At 70.7% G+C, this 12,989-nt stretch carries 12 protein-coding genes; 2 read left to right on the top strand and 10 right to left on the bottom strand.

Translation table 11 applies throughout. The features are described from left to right. The 7 genes from LPH33_RS07265 to LPH33_RS07235 all read right to left on the bottom strand — a co-directional run bounded on the left by LPH33_RS07265 (position 1) and on the right by LPH33_RS07235 (position 7,668). Positions 1-1,338, bottom strand: a complete 1,338-nt coding sequence (locus LPH33_RS07265; protein WP_229567606.1) for an MFS transporter — start codon at positions 1,336-1,338, stop codon at positions 1-3. 154 nt (positions 1,339-1,492) lie between these two features. Beyond that, positions 1,493-2,425 (bottom strand): LysR family transcriptional regulator, encoded by a 933-nt coding sequence (locus LPH33_RS07260; RefSeq protein WP_026061793.1) that lies wholly within the window; start codon positions 2,423-2,425, stop codon positions 1,493-1,495. Positions 2,426-2,471: 46 nt separating this feature from the next. Next, positions 2,472-3,824 (bottom strand): permease prefix domain 1-containing protein, encoded by a 1,353-nt coding sequence (locus tag LPH33_RS07255; protein ID WP_229567604.1) that lies wholly within the window; start codon positions 3,822-3,824, stop codon positions 2,472-2,474. Next, positions 3,824-4,186 (bottom strand): PadR family transcriptional regulator, encoded by a 363-nt coding sequence (locus tag LPH33_RS07250; RefSeq protein WP_016691962.1) that lies wholly within the window; start codon positions 4,184-4,186, stop codon positions 3,824-3,826. The genes LPH33_RS07255 and LPH33_RS07250 overlap by 1 nt, the downstream gene beginning before the upstream one ends. Before the next feature lie 95 nt (positions 4,187-4,281). Further along, positions 4,282-5,202: a hypothetical protein gene (locus tag LPH33_RS07245; RefSeq protein ID WP_145692630.1), complete on the bottom strand. Its 921-nt coding sequence runs from the start codon at positions 5,200-5,202 to the stop codon at positions 4,282-4,284. A gap of 48 nt (positions 5,203-5,250) precedes the next feature. Beyond that, positions 5,251-7,326 (bottom strand): hypothetical protein, encoded by a 2,076-nt coding sequence (locus LPH33_RS07240; protein ID WP_160874762.1) that lies wholly within the window; start codon positions 7,324-7,326, stop codon positions 5,251-5,253. Between the two features lie 144 nt (positions 7,327-7,470). Beyond that, the gene (locus LPH33_RS07235) at positions 7,471-7,668 is read right to left on the bottom strand and encodes a hypothetical protein (protein WP_059382923.1); all 198 of its coding nucleotides are present in this window, start codon (positions 7,666-7,668) and stop codon (positions 7,471-7,473) included. Between the two features lie 210 nt (positions 7,669-7,878). On the opposite strand from LPH33_RS07235, the gene LPH33_RS07230 reads away from it, so the two are divergent. Continuing rightward, the gene (locus tag LPH33_RS07230) at positions 7,879-8,784 is read left to right on the top strand and encodes a hydroxymethylglutaryl-CoA lyase (RefSeq protein WP_229567602.1); all 906 of its coding nucleotides are present in this window, start codon (positions 7,879-7,881) and stop codon (positions 8,782-8,784) included. After that, positions 8,781-9,740: a glycerate kinase gene (locus tag LPH33_RS07225; protein ID WP_229567600.1), complete on the top strand. Its 960-nt coding sequence runs from the start codon at positions 8,781-8,783 to the stop codon at positions 9,738-9,740. The genes LPH33_RS07230 and LPH33_RS07225 overlap by 4 nt, the downstream gene beginning before the upstream one ends. 24 nt (positions 9,741-9,764) lie before the next feature. Here LPH33_RS07225 and LPH33_RS07220 read toward each other — a convergent pair whose 3' ends face one another. The 3 genes from LPH33_RS07220 to LPH33_RS07210 all read right to left on the bottom strand — a co-directional run bounded on the left by LPH33_RS07220 (position 9,765) and on the right by LPH33_RS07210 (position 12,927). Beyond that, positions 9,765-10,766, bottom strand: a complete 1,002-nt coding sequence (locus tag LPH33_RS07220; RefSeq protein WP_229567598.1) for a hypothetical protein — start codon at positions 10,764-10,766, stop codon at positions 9,765-9,767. Positions 10,767-10,849: 83 nt separating this feature from the next. Continuing rightward, positions 10,850-11,344, bottom strand: a complete 495-nt coding sequence (locus tag LPH33_RS07215; protein WP_229567596.1) for an LppA family lipoprotein — start codon at positions 11,342-11,344, stop codon at positions 10,850-10,852. Continuing rightward, positions 11,341-12,927: an alpha/beta hydrolase gene (locus LPH33_RS07210; RefSeq protein ID WP_229567594.1), complete on the bottom strand. Its 1,587-nt coding sequence runs from the start codon at positions 12,925-12,927 to the stop codon at positions 11,341-11,343. The genes LPH33_RS07215 and LPH33_RS07210 overlap by 4 nt, the downstream gene beginning before the upstream one ends. Positions 12,928-12,989: the final 62 nt, after the last annotated feature.

The raw sequence follows: 12,989 nt of genomic DNA, 5'->3' as shown, positions 1-12,989 counted from the left end.
TCAGGCACCTTCCTCGGGAGAACGGCGGGAGTCGGTGGTGTTCGCGTGCCCGGCGGACGGCGCGCGCAGCAGCAGGATGCTCATGAGGCTGATCAGCGCGATCAGCACGAAGTAACCGGTGATGGACATCGAGGTGCCCGTCGCGGCGAACAGGGAGGTCGCCACCATCGGTGCGAGACCGCCGCCGAGGATCGCGCCGACCTGGTAGCCGAGCGACGCACCGCTGTAGCGGATCTTGGCGGGGAACAGTTCGGCGAACAGTGCCGACTGCGGACCGGCGCAGCAGCCGAGGGTGAAGCCGAGGCCGACCATCGCGAGGAGCATGACCGGCAGGAGCGCCGTGTCCATCAGGGGGAAGAACAGGGCGGCGGCGACGACCAGGCCGGCCGAGGACCGGATGTAGACGGTGCGGCGTCCGACGAGATCCGAGCGCCAGGCCGCGAAGGCCATGCCGGCCATCCAGAACGGGCACGAGGCGATGAGCAGCGCGAGCATCGTGGTCTTGCTGAACCCGAGCGTGGCCTCGCCGTACTTGAGGACGTAGACCATGTAGGCGTAGGCGATGCCGTTGGTGGCGATGAAGGTGCCACCGGCGAGCAGCACGGTCTTCCAGTGCTGGGTGAGCACCTCGAGGATCGGCAGCTTCTCCTCGGCCGCGGGGGCGTCCTTGGCGGCCTTGAACTCCTCGCTCTCCTCGAGACCCAGGCGGATCCACATGGCGACGAAGACGAGCACCGCCGAGGCGAGGAACGGGATGCGCCAGCCCCACGCGTTGAAGGTCTCCTCGCTGAGGAAGGCGGTCAGCGGCAGGTAGACGAGGTTCGCGAGCAGCACACCGGCCGGCACACCGATCTGCGGTGCCGCGCCGTAGAGGCCGCGCTTGCCGGCCGGGGCGTTCTCGGTGGCGACGAGCACCGCTCCGCCCCACTCACCGCCGACGCCGAGACCCTGGATGAATCGCAGGGCGACGAGCAGGATCGGTGCCGCGACGCCGATGGCCGCGTAGTTCGGGAGCACGCCGATCGCCACGGTCGCGAAGCCCATCAGCAGCAGCGAGACGACGAGCATGGACTTGCGGCCGATGCGGTCGCCGAAGTGGCCCATCACGACGCCGCCGATGGGGCGCGCGATGAAGCCGACGGCGAGCGTGGCGAAGGCGGCCAGAGTTCCGGCGACCTCGGACGAGCCGGGGAAGAACTGCGGGCCGAGCACGAGTGCCGCGGCGGTGCCGTAGATGAAGAAGTCGTACCACTCGATGGCGGTACCGACGAAGCTGCCGAGCGCCGCTTTGCGTGCGGCTCTTGCCGACGTCTGCGGCGTCGAGTCAAGGACTGTCATGTTCAGTGCCCTCTCCGGCGGTCGATCCGAGGCATCCGATTAACGAGCGTTCGGACGCAGTGGGACCAATCATGAGAGCGGTCACATCGTTTGCAAAGCGCACAAAGTCGGTGAATATCCTCGGAAATTCCGTGGATAGGGACGTTCGGCCACGTCAGAGTGCCTGCGAGGTCCTCGCGACGTCGACGACGAAGTCCGTGAAAGTTTGGGCAACACGGCTCGGAAGGGCGTCCTTGCGCCACGCGAGCACGACCGGCACCGGTTCCGGAGTCGGGTCGACGACGGGCAGCAGGACGAGTTTCCGGCCCTCGTAGGTGACGTCGACGGCGGGTCGCTGCACGAGCAGGGTCCACCCCAGTCCGCGCCCCACGAACGATCGTGCCGTCTCGAAGGTCTGCGTCCGGTATGCGATGGACGGGGTGAAGCCGGCCTCCGCGCACACCCGCAGGGCGTGCCCCGAACTCGGCGGGGCGTCGAGGAGCACCATGGGCTCGTCGGCGAGATCGCGCAGGCGTACCTGCGAGGCTCCGGCGAGCGGATGATCGGCCGAGACGAGCACCATCGGCTCGCGCACGTCGAGGGTGACCGTCTCGAGTCCCGGTTCGAGATCGAGATCGTAGAGGAAGGCCACGTCGAGCTCGTGCGAGTCGAGCAACATCCGCAGACGGTTCTGGGTGTCCTCGCGGAAGTCGACGTCGGCGCGCGGATGGGCGCGGGTGAACTCGGCGATGAGGGCGGGCAACAGCGTCGGCGCGAGGGAGAGATAACACCCCACCGCCACCGGACCGACGATGTCGCCCGCCTCCGACCGCGCGTCGCTCTCGAGTTCGCTCGCATGGTGCAGCAGCATCTTCGCCCGCTCGAGCACCGCGTGACCGGTCGGTGTGAGCTTGACGCCCCGCGCGCGTTGCCGGACGAGGAGCTTGACCGCGAGAGCCTTCTCCAGATCGGTGATCGCGGACGAGAGCGCCGAGTGGGACATGTGCATCGCGTCGGCGGCCGCGGTGATGGTGCCCCACTCGGCGACGGCGACGAACGCGGCGAGTTGCCTCATCGTGTACGTGGGCACCGCGTCCGTCCTGGGCATGGTCCTACCGTAGTCCCGGGTCCCGGCCGCTCTTGCGGGCGGAAGCTCACACGAACCGGAAGAGCGGCGGGATCGCGACGACCGCCAGTGCCGCCCACCCGCAGTAGACGGGCAGGTACCGCATCTGCCACCGCTCGACCGCCGCGAAACCCGAGCGGCCCCGCAGGAACGAGATGCCGAGCCACGCCGCCCACACGAGGTTCACCAGGAGGACGAGGTTCAGACCGAGGGCGGTGACCTTGTTGGCGGTGAAACCGAACTCGGCGATGCGGGTGGCCATCGCGGTGAGCATCAGCAGGTCGACGGCGAGCGCCGCGGCGATCAGCACGACCTGCAGCAGATCGAAGACGTCCGGTGCGGCGTGCGGGTCGCGGGCGGAGATCGAGTAGAGCAGGAGCCCGAGGACGAGCACGAGGATCAGGTCCATGAGGATCAGCAGGCCCCGGTCGACGTCGAGGACGCTGTGGGACGCGATCACCGCGACGAACAGCGCGACCAGCATGAGGATCGTGACGGGCGTGAACACCCGGGTGAGAACGGGTGCGATGTTCTCCACGACCTGCTGTTTCGCCTCGACGAGCCAGGCCGCGACGACGATCGCTCCGGCCGGCCCGAACGGGACGATCCACTGTTCGAAGAACGGTTCGATATCGATTCCCAGGGCGCTGAAGGCACCCGCGGTCAGCCCCATGAGCACGCCACCTCCGAGCGCGAGCAGCGCCAGGTACACGGCGCACTCCCCCGTGAAACGCACGAAGTCCATGCGACGGCGATGGGATCGCCACTGCCCCGCCACGTAGGCCGCTCCGACGACGAACCACAGGGCGACCGGGGCGTGGATCGCCGCGATGATTTCGGTGGCGCCGCCCGGCTCGAACGGGAAGGCGTTGAGCACGATCGCCGCGAGGACGAACGGAACAGCAAGGAGCGCACTGCTCTTCGCGCTCATCTCCCGCTTCCACGCGAAGTACAGTGCGAGGAAGGGCAGCACGAGCACGGCGGCGTTGCGCACCAGCGCGGTCTCCGGGAGCCATTCGAATCCGGCCCGGACGGCCAGACCGGCACCGAGCGCGCAGGCGAGGACGACCGCGAGTTCCCTACGGCGCCGAGGGGTTCCGGATTCCTCATCGCGGCCACCACCCGAGAGGACGAGCTGTTTCCACAGCCGGTCGGAGTGTTCCTGGGCGAACTCGCGGGAGATCTCGTCGAGACCGCCCATCCGGCCGACCGCGACGAGGAATGCCTCGTCGGCCGACAGTCCGACCGACACGAGATCCGAGATCTGTTCCCGCAGATGATCTTCCATCTCGTCGATGTCCGAGGACGAGATGACCCGATGGTCGGCGACGTAGCTGCGCCAGCCGGCGATCCGGTCCTCGAGAGGTGCGCCGAGTGTCATCACGACCACCCCGGCGCGACGGCGGGAGGCAACTGGGCCGACTGCCACACCTGGTGCAGCGCCTCGGCGACGACCGTCCACTGCGCCGCCCGTTCGGCGAGGACCTCGCGGCCCGCATCGGTGATGGCGTAGTGCTTGCGACGGCGGCCGTTGTCGGCGACACGCCAGGCCGCGGACACGTGCCCCGCCCGCTCGAGACGGTGCAGGAGGGGATAGAGCATCCCGTCGGTCCACTGCATCCGGCCCTGCGACAGCTCGTTGACGCGTTTGATGATCGCGTACCCGTACGACTCGCCCTCGGCGAGGATGCCGAGCACGAGCGGGGTGGCGGACGCGGCCACCAGATCCTTCTCGATGAACATGTCGTCCTCATACCTAGAAGTTCTATGGATAACGGTGACCCTAGCAGATCTAGGTATGAGGACCGAGCGCTCTCCGCGAAGCGGTGCGAAAGCGTCTACTGCCGGTCGTCGGATCCGGCGGTTGCGGAATCGGCAGATCCCGAAGCGGAAGATTCCGAAGCGTCGGAGCGACTCCACGTCTCCGTCACCCGCGCCCGCCCGCGTTCGAACACGTCGCCGAGGACTCCCCCGACCGCCTTGAGCGGGCTGCTCATCGAGTCCAGGGCCTCGGCGATCACCGGGTCCTCGTCGTCGAGCCAGCCCGCCTCGTCGGCGCGGCACGCCCACCGGAAGTCGTCGAAGTCCTGACGCAGACCCGCGAGCACCTTCGTCGTCCGTCCCGACGACAGGCGGCGGACGACCTCGATCGGGGTGCCCTCCGCGAACCGGGCGAGCGCGGCACGGGCGCGGCGCAGCAGTTCGGCGTCCTGCGTGAAGTGGTCGGCCAGGACCTGACGGGCAGAGGCCAGCGCGTCGCGCAGTTCGTCGTCGGACGTGCGCGCCAGATGCACGCGATGCCACAGGAACAGGCAGTCCTCGACGATCACGAGCAACTGCAGCGTCTCCCCCAGCGCCTCCTCCACCGCGACCTTCTGCAGCAGTTCGACGTGCTCACCCACCGCCGCGTCGAGTCCGAGATCGTCGAGCGACGACGAGACGTGCCCGCGCAGCCGCGTCACCGTCCGGGCGAGGACCTCCCCGAGGTCGGCGATCGCCTGCCAGTCCCGGTCGGGCAGACCGCCCGTGTGGTCGACGATCGATGCCGCCCTGGTCAGAGCATTGTGGGTCGCGACGATGTCGCCGGCCGGCTCTGCACCGGCCAGGTCGAGCACGCGGTCGACGGTTCCGGGCGCCGCGTCGTCGCCTTCGAGACGCACGACGGCGGCCTCCACCGACGCGACTGCTCCCCGCAACGCTTCGAGGACCGCGTCGGGGGCGGTGGGGACTGCAGCGGTGGGTTTCGACGTGTCGGCCATTCCCCAATCGTGCTACGTCGGAGGGCCGGATGCATCACGTCTTCCGGCTCAGTTCGGGACGCGCACCCAAGCCTGTTCGAGCAGAGCCACCACTTCGGTCTCCCTGCGGGCCCGGTAGGCCGACAGGATCCGGCGCGGACGCGACTCCCCGTCGAGACCGAGAGCGGACGCCAACGCCGACGCGATCCGTTCCTCGGGGACGGTCTCCGGTTCGGTGTGGCCGATGAGCGAGAGCGCCTTGCGCAGCGGTTCGGCGTTGTCGGCGACGGTGCGCAGCGGCAGGACGTCGAACCGGCCGTCGGTGCGGACCTCGAGCAGCAGCTCGTTGTCCTCCTCCACCCCGACGTCCTCGAGGAACCGGCGGATCGAGGACAGACGCGGCACCGGTCCCGTCCAGCGCAGGGTCTGGCCGCCCAGGCGGGACGGGAGCACCACGTGCCCACCCGGTGCGCACCCGGCGATCGCGGCGACGGCGGACGGAACCGTGAACTCGGCTCCCCGCAGGTGGTCGCGGGTCGCGGGGATGCGCAGACGCCAGGCCTCGCCCAGCCGGTAGAGGCGGCGCGTGCGCTCGGGCACGGAGATCGGGACGTGCGAGCGGTGACGGCGCCGGACACGGCCGTCGACGACCTCGAAATCCCCTCCGGCCGTGAACGTCCGGGCGGAATCCTCGGAGATGCCGAATCGGTCGACGAGCGCGGCGACCACCATGTCGCGATCGGCACTGCCGCCGCGGGAATCGACCAGCCGTGCGATGCGGGTGCGGATGGCGGTGACCACGTCGACGTCCCACTCGGCCAGCGCCCAACGTTCACCGTCGGACGTGAAGCGCTCGTCGTCGGCGAGTTCGGAGACGAGGGTGTGGACGTCGGCGTTGACCCCCATGCGCGCGACGAGCGTGTCGGCGGTCAGGGGGTCGCCGAGCACCTCCAGGACCTGAGCGGCGCGACCGGCGAGTCCGTCCGGCGGGGACAGCAGACGGCGTTCGAAGGTCGTCGTGCCGCAGTACCGGGTCCACGCCTCGAACTCGTCGTCGGGAAGCGACCACACGGCCTTCACCGCGGCAGGCTCGACCACACCGTTCGGCGATTCGAACTCCGAGAGCAGTCCGCGCGTCTGTTTCTCGGCGTCGGGCAGATCCGGTACTGCGATCCACCCGTCCGCGACCTCGAAACGGTCGTCGAGGCGGTGCAGCACCCGCCACAGGGGCACGTCGAAACCCGGGACGGTCCGGCCCAGCACCGGGTGGGTGCGCACCATCCGGTCGAAGGCCGCCACCGGCCGCACGTCGACGCGCAGCGCCGCGAGCAGGTCGCCGACCGCCGTGCCGAACGGGAAGGTGGACGGCGCGGCCGGGTCGTCGACGTCGTCGTGGACGCGGCGCCGCAGGGCCGTGCGTTCCGCGTCGGGCAAGCCCTTCAGGTAGTCGGTGAGTTCGGCGATCGGATCGGCCGGCGCCGCCACCGGCAGGTCGCGGGCGGTGAGTGCTCGCAGCCGGGCCGCGGCGTCCTGGATCTCCTCCGGCGCCCCGTCGTCGATCACGGCTTGCAGGAGAGGAGCATCGTCCCGGCCGCACACGCGACTCCACCGCGCCAGCGCCGCCAGGTCGTCGAGGAGCAGCGCCGCGGCAGGCACCCGCGCGGCACGCGGATCGGCTTCGAGGGTGGCCGGTTCGCGGAGCACCGTCGCGACGAGGGCGGCGCAGACGATCTCCTCCACCGCATCGCGGTCGGCGCCGCGGATCCCGAGCAGGTCGGCCGGACTGCGGCTGAACAACTCGGCGGTGGTGGGTGCGTGCGGGAGGCGCGCGACGAGGGTCGCGGCGGCCGGGCCGAGATCGAGTGCGGCCACGGGCACTTCGTCCTCACGCAGCAGACCGTCCGCGAAGCGCAGCTCCGGGTGGTCGGTGACGTAGATGTGGGCGAGTTCGGCGCACAGTTCGGGGATCTCGGTGTGCTCGCAGGTCTCGGCGGGCGACTCGTTCTCCCACCAGCGGGACGACGACACGAGTGCCCCGAGAGCGGCGGTGCGGGCCGATCCGTAGCGGTCGATCCACGGCATCAGATCCACCCAGCGACGACTGTCGAGTTCGTCCGACGACAAGGCACGAGACCACAGCGACACTGACCGTTGCTCCTCTTCCACGCCCGGCGGAGGCCGCGGGCCCCCTCTCCGGCGTCGACGCCGCGCTCGTGCAGCGCGTCCACGCGAGGCGCCCTCGACCCGGACGCCGGTTCTCACCCTACAGTCCGAACGCCCCGTTTCCCGTCAGGTGAGGGCGATGTCGGAGTCGGAGTCGTCACGCGCCTCCGGGCGCAGCCGCAGCAGGACGAGTCCCGTCACCGACGCGACGATGAGCGAGGCCACCAGCCCGTTCACGTGCAGCGCCCACACGGCGATCACCGCCCCGGCCAGTCCCCCCAGCAGAGCGATCCAGAGCAGTACTTTTCCCAGGACCGAAGCCATTTCCCCGCACCTTCCGGCAAGTCACGATCAGAACGGTGAGGATAGTGTCATCTGTCACAGTCCTCACGAAAGTCCATCGGTGTGTCGACGGATCGTGCCCGCACGGTGACCGGGGCATACTGGTGCGGTTCGAGACGGTGGGGTCGGCAGGAACACGACGGGGAGGCGGAAACTGTGGCGGGACCGACGAGTGACCGAGCACGCACGGACGTGATCCTGCGGGACGTGACGCTGCGCGACGGACTGCAGCTGACCGGCAAGCTGCTCCCCACCGAACGCAAGGTGGAGATCGTCCGGGCGCTGCTCGCGGCGGGCGTGCCCGAACTCGAGATCGGCTCCCTGGCGCGCGCCGACCTCGTGCCGCCGATGGCGAACACCCTCGACCTCGTCGCGGCGCTGACCGAGGAGGAACTCGACCGCTGCTGGATCTGGGTCGCCACCCCGCGCCACGTCGAGAAGGCGATCGCGGCCGGTGCCCGACGGTTCCAGTACTGCTTCTCGGTCTCCGACGCCCACAACCGCGCCAACATCGGCCGCGACACCGAGGACAGCATCGCCGCGATGCCGGCGGCGATCGAACGCGCCCACGCCGCCCGCGGCAGCATCCAGTTGTGCCTGGCCACCTCGTTCACGTGCCCGTTCGACGGGCCGGTCGACCCCGACCGCGTCGTGGAGATCGCGTGCGACCCGCGCACCGACGGAGCCGCCGACATCGTCGTCGCCGACACGCTGGGTCAGGCCGTGCCCGGCCAGGTGTCGTCGCTGATCGCGAGGCTGGCCGCCGAATCCCCCGACCGGCGGATCGTCTACCACGGTCACGACACGTGGGGTCTCGGTGTCGCCAACAGCCTCGCCGCGATCGACGCCGGAGCGACCGTCGTCGACGGTGCGCTCGCCGGCCTGGGCGGATGCCCGTTCGCGCCGGGCGCGAGCGGCAACACCGCGAGCGAGGACCTGCTGTTCGCGACCCGTCCGTCGTGGCTGGATCCGGAGGTCTTCGGCTCCCTGGTCCGGCTCGGTGAGGACATCGTCGCCGAACTGGACGAACCGAACCGGTCGCGTGCCCGGCAGGGCGCCCGCTCCGAGGCCGAGGCCTTCGACTGGGTGCTCCGGTGACCCGCATCCTGATCGCCCCCGACAGCTTCAAGGGCACCTACACCGCCGTCGAGGTCGCCGACGCGATCGCCTCCGGGGTGGAGAGCGCCGGGCACACCGCGATCCGGATGCCCGTCGCGGACGGCGGTGAGGGCACTCTCGACGCGCTCGCCGGGCCCCTCGGTCTCGCCCGGATCGAGGTCGAGGCCGTGAATCCGTGGCGGTCACCGTGCCGCGGGCTGCTGGGGATGTCGCCGGACGGCACGGCGGTCGTCGAACTCGCAACGGCGAGCGGCATCACCACCCCGCACGACGGTCCGCGCGACGCCGTCACCGCCGACACCTACGGCACCGGGATGGTCATGGCCGAAGCCGTCCGGCGCGGAGCACGGCACATCGTCGTCGCGGCCGGTGGATCGGCGACGACCGACGGTGGTGCGGGCGCGATCGCCGCGATCGACGAGCGGGGTGGGCTCGACAACGCCTGCGTGACCGTGCTGTCCGACGTGACGACCCGCTACACCGATGCGGCACGGATCTTCGGGCCGCAGAAGGGCGCCGACGCGGCCGCCGTCGCGCTGCTCACGCGCCGCCTCGAGGAGACCGCGCTGACGCTTCCTCGCGACCCGCGGGAGGTCGACGGCTCGGGTGCGGCCGGTGGTTTCTCCGGTGGGATGTGGTCGCGGTTCGGTGCCGAACTGCGGTCGGGAGCCGACTTCGTGCTCGACGCAGTGGGATTCGACGACGCCGTGCGCACCGCCGATCTCGTGGTGGTCGGCGAGGGACGGCTCGACGGCCAGTCGCGGGCGGGCAAGATCGTCTCGGCGATCCTCGCGCGCTGCGGCGACGTTCCGGTGGTCGCGGTGGTCGGTTCGGTCGGCGACGATCTCGGCGACTACCGCGAGCGGTTCGCCGACGTCGTCGTCGCGTCCGATGCGGAGGCGCTGACGCGCGCCGGTCGGGCACTGCGAGTCTGAGCGGCGCGCCCGATCACCGGCCGGTCACGGAGCGGTGGGAGGCGCGCTGCCGCAGGGTATCTCGGTGGGCGTCTCGGGCGTCGGCACCGGGTCGACCGGATCGGACGCGTGGGCCGGCCACGATGCCGGTCGCGCCTCGGAGCACGGGTCGGCGGCGGGTGTGCGGTCGGGCGACGGCACCGGCGACGGCGGGGGCGCCACGGCGGTCTGCAGACCGGGCGCGGAGCGTTCCGCCTGCACGCCGCTGCTCACCGCGACGGCCAGTCCCCCACCCAGCAGGGCGACGAGCGCGACGAGCGTGGCCAGCAGGACGGTGCCGCGACGGCGGTTCGTGGGCGCGGCGACGACCGTCGGGGTACGGCGGGCGGCTGCGACGAGCGCGGCACCGGTCGCGCGATGCCAGGGCACCCCGTGCGGAGTCACGAAGGGAACACCGAGGACGGTGGCAAGTTCTCGTGCCGGACGGGCGTCGCCGGGACGCAGATCGAGGAAGACCACGGCGTCGGGCGAGGTGCCGGCGCGGGCGACCGCTTCGTCCATCGCCTCGGGCAGCGACTGTGTGTAGGGACCGAACTCGTCGCCGTCGGGGCTGACCGTGGACAGCACCGTGCGCGAGGGGACGTCGACCATCGATGCCGATTCGACGCCGTAGGTGCGGGTGTGCAGGGCCAGGACCCGCAGTTCCGCGAGTTCCGGTGCGCCGGCGAGGAAGGCCAACCGCGCTTCGTCGAGCAGGACCGAGTCGACGTCGATACCGAGTACGGCTCGCACCGCCTCGGTGACCGGTTCGGCGTCCTCGTCGTTCTCGGGACCGGTCACCACCGCGGCCGCGGACAGCGTCAGTGACGCCGCGGCGGCACGTTCCGCCATGGCGGAGGCGGCAGCGGCGGCGGCCTCGGCCGGTGTGTCCCCGGGTGCGCCGAAGCCCCGCTGGGAGTCGAACGGACCGAGACTCGGAACGTCGGCATCGACGAGGACCGCGCACACTTCACCCTCGTCGACGGAGATGCCGAGCATCGGGCGCATCTGTTCGTCCCTCCACGGCTGCCAGCACGAATCACGACGGCCCGAGCGGCCGTCGCTCGGACGAGCCTAACCGACATCCGGGCCTACTCCCGGTAACAACCGACGGTGAGTCCGACGGTCGCGGCGACGTAACTGCCGAAGGTGATGTACGAGCCGTCGGCCGCGAACATCCGGACGGCGAAACCGGTATCCGGAGGCAGCACATGGCGACCGTGGAAGCCCGCCCGCGCGGCGGTGTCCTCGAAGACCCTGGCCGCACGGTCGAGTTCGTCGACCGGCACCGGCCGTCCCGACCCGTGGATCGGAAGATGCACCGTCAGACCCGAGGTGCCGTCGGGCAACGTGCATCCCGCCGTGGTGCTCGCGTACTTCGGTTCGAAGCGCAGGCCGGGGAACTCGGCGGACAGTGCGGTGAGGACGTCGCGCTGCACAGCGGTGTAGAACTCGACCGCGCCCGCGCTGGTCGTGGCGACCGGTTCGGGCATCGCGACCGGGGTCACCGTAGTGGTGCACGCGGCGAGCAGTGCTGCCGGAACGACGACGCTCGCCCCGAGCCGGGAAGTCCACGCAGAGGTCACGGCGTACTCCGTTCCGCGGTGCCCGCGACGACACCGGCAATGTGGTGGGAACTCGACGTTCCGGGGGTGAGATACGAGCTGTGGCCGGTGATGCCCGCGAGCGGGACTCCGGCGGTGGTGGTGCCGGGACCGGCGGGAAGATGCGTCAGGCCGTCGAGGAAGCTCGGGTCGCCCCCGAAGGTTCCGACGTCGGCGACGATGTCGCATTCGGCTTCGACGAGATAGGCGGAGCCGGGCGGGATCCGCAGGTCGGTCACGTCGCCGGTCCCGATCCCGGGAGCCCCGACGAACACCGCGGCGTCGACCGCACCGGTCTCCCTCAGCGCCAAACCGGAGACGACGGCCCCGTACGAATGCCCGACCGTGGTGATACGCGGGTCGTCGGGGCGCGAGGCCGCGATGCCGTCGAGGAAGTCGACCAGGCGAGGCGCGGCGATTCGGGCGGCGAGGTCGGAGACCGGACTGCGCTCGGTGAACGCGAGACCCCATCCCCAGTGGGGCGCCTGGTAATTCAGCCAGGTGACCGCCGCGACGGAGGGATCGCCGCCGGTGAGGTGGAGCCGAGCGGAGTCGCGCAGCGCCGCGACCTGCGCGTCGTAACCCTGCAGATTGCCCTGCACGGTCGAGCCGGCGCCGGGGACGAAGACGGCCAGGTGGTCGGCGGTGTCGACGTCCCCGACGGCCACCGCCGCCATCGCTTCGCGTCCGGACAGGTCGAGGGCGATCAGTTGCCGGTCGCCGTGGGCGAGGGTCGCGTCGATCGCGTCGAGGGCCTCGATCTTCCGCACTGTCTGTTCGAGCCCGGCATCGGCGTCGGTGAACAGTCCGGTGACGCCGAGAGGGTCGATCACGGTGCCACCGAGGAACATCGCGTCGAGTTCGGCCCGCAGTTGGGTCGCCACGGATTCGAGGCGGCGACGTTCGTCGTCGAGCAAGGCACGATTGGCGAGATCGCGAGCCACGGCGGGTATTCCGTCGAGGGCACCGATCCGTTGAGGATGTTCGGCGACCAGCGCGGTGCGTGCCGTGTCGTCGAGACCGTTCCACCACTGCGCGACCTGCACGGGACCGGTGGCCGGATCGGGCAGGGCCGGCAGCGTCGTCGATCCCGACCGTGGAATCGCGGTGTGGAGGCGATCCTGTTCGCCGAGAACCGTTCCCGACGGCTCGGATTCGGCACTCAGGCGAGCGGCGGCCTCGCGGTCGAGCCCATCGGCACGGACGAGCAATGATCGCAGCGACGCCGCGAGCAGTTCGTCGCCGTCGAGCGGGAAACCCCGTGCAGCGGCCCTGGCCTGCAGCTCGCCCAGTTCGGCGTGCAGTGCCCGCAGTCGCGGCACGACGAACCGCGCACACGCGAACACCTGCCGGTACGCCTCGGCCTGCGCCGCGAGATCCCGCCCGCACGAGGAGAATACGGACCTTGCTCCATCGTGGGCCGCACCGCTCCAGGCGTCGCCGAAGGATGCCGACCGCACCACGTCGCCGGCCACGGCGTCCACCGCGTCGGCGCACGCCGCGAGTTCGGTCGCCATGCGCTCGAGCGCATCCGGATCCCACCCCGCCAGATCGTCCACCCGCATACCACCACCCCCTGCCGCGGAAGCATAGGGGGCACCGACGACGACCGGCCCACGGAATGCTC

The sequence above is a fragment of the Rhodococcus sp. RDE2 genome, from assembly GCF_020885655.1.
GTDB classification, from domain to species: domain Bacteria; phylum Actinomycetota; class Actinomycetes; order Mycobacteriales; family Mycobacteriaceae; genus Rhodococcus; species Rhodococcus pyridinivorans.
This window is presented reverse-complemented; position numbering and strand designations above follow the sequence as displayed.

What these genes read in the sequence shown, in the direction of transcription:
- LPH33_RS07265 (WP_229567606.1), bottom strand. Translation starts at nt 1,338, where the DNA reads ATGACAGTCCTTGACTCGACGCCGCAGACGTCGGCAAGAGCCGCACGC.
- LPH33_RS07260 (WP_026061793.1), bottom strand. Translation starts at nt 2,425, where the DNA reads ATGCCCAGGACGGACGCGGTGCCCACGTACACGATGAGGCAACTCGCC.
- LPH33_RS07255 (WP_229567604.1), bottom strand. Translation starts at nt 3,824, where the DNA reads ATGACACTCGGCGCACCTCTCGAGGACCGGATCGCCGGCTGGCGCAGC.
- LPH33_RS07250 (WP_016691962.1), bottom strand. Translation starts at nt 4,186, where the DNA reads ATGTTCATCGAGAAGGATCTGGTGGCCGCGTCCGCCACCCCGCTCGTG.
- LPH33_RS07245 (WP_145692630.1), bottom strand. Translation starts at nt 5,202, where the DNA reads ATGGCCGACACGTCGAAACCCACCGCTGCAGTCCCCACCGCCCCCGAC.
- LPH33_RS07235 (WP_059382923.1), bottom strand. Translation starts at nt 7,668, where the DNA reads ATGGCTTCGGTCCTGGGAAAAGTACTGCTCTGGATCGCTCTGCTGGGG.
- LPH33_RS07220 (WP_229567598.1), bottom strand. Translation starts at nt 10,766, where the DNA reads ATGCGCCCGATGCTCGGCATCTCCGTCGACGAGGGTGAAGTGTGCGCG.
- LPH33_RS07210 (WP_229567594.1), bottom strand. Translation starts at nt 12,927, where the DNA reads ATGCGGGTGGACGATCTGGCGGGGTGGGATCCGGATGCGCTCGAGCGC.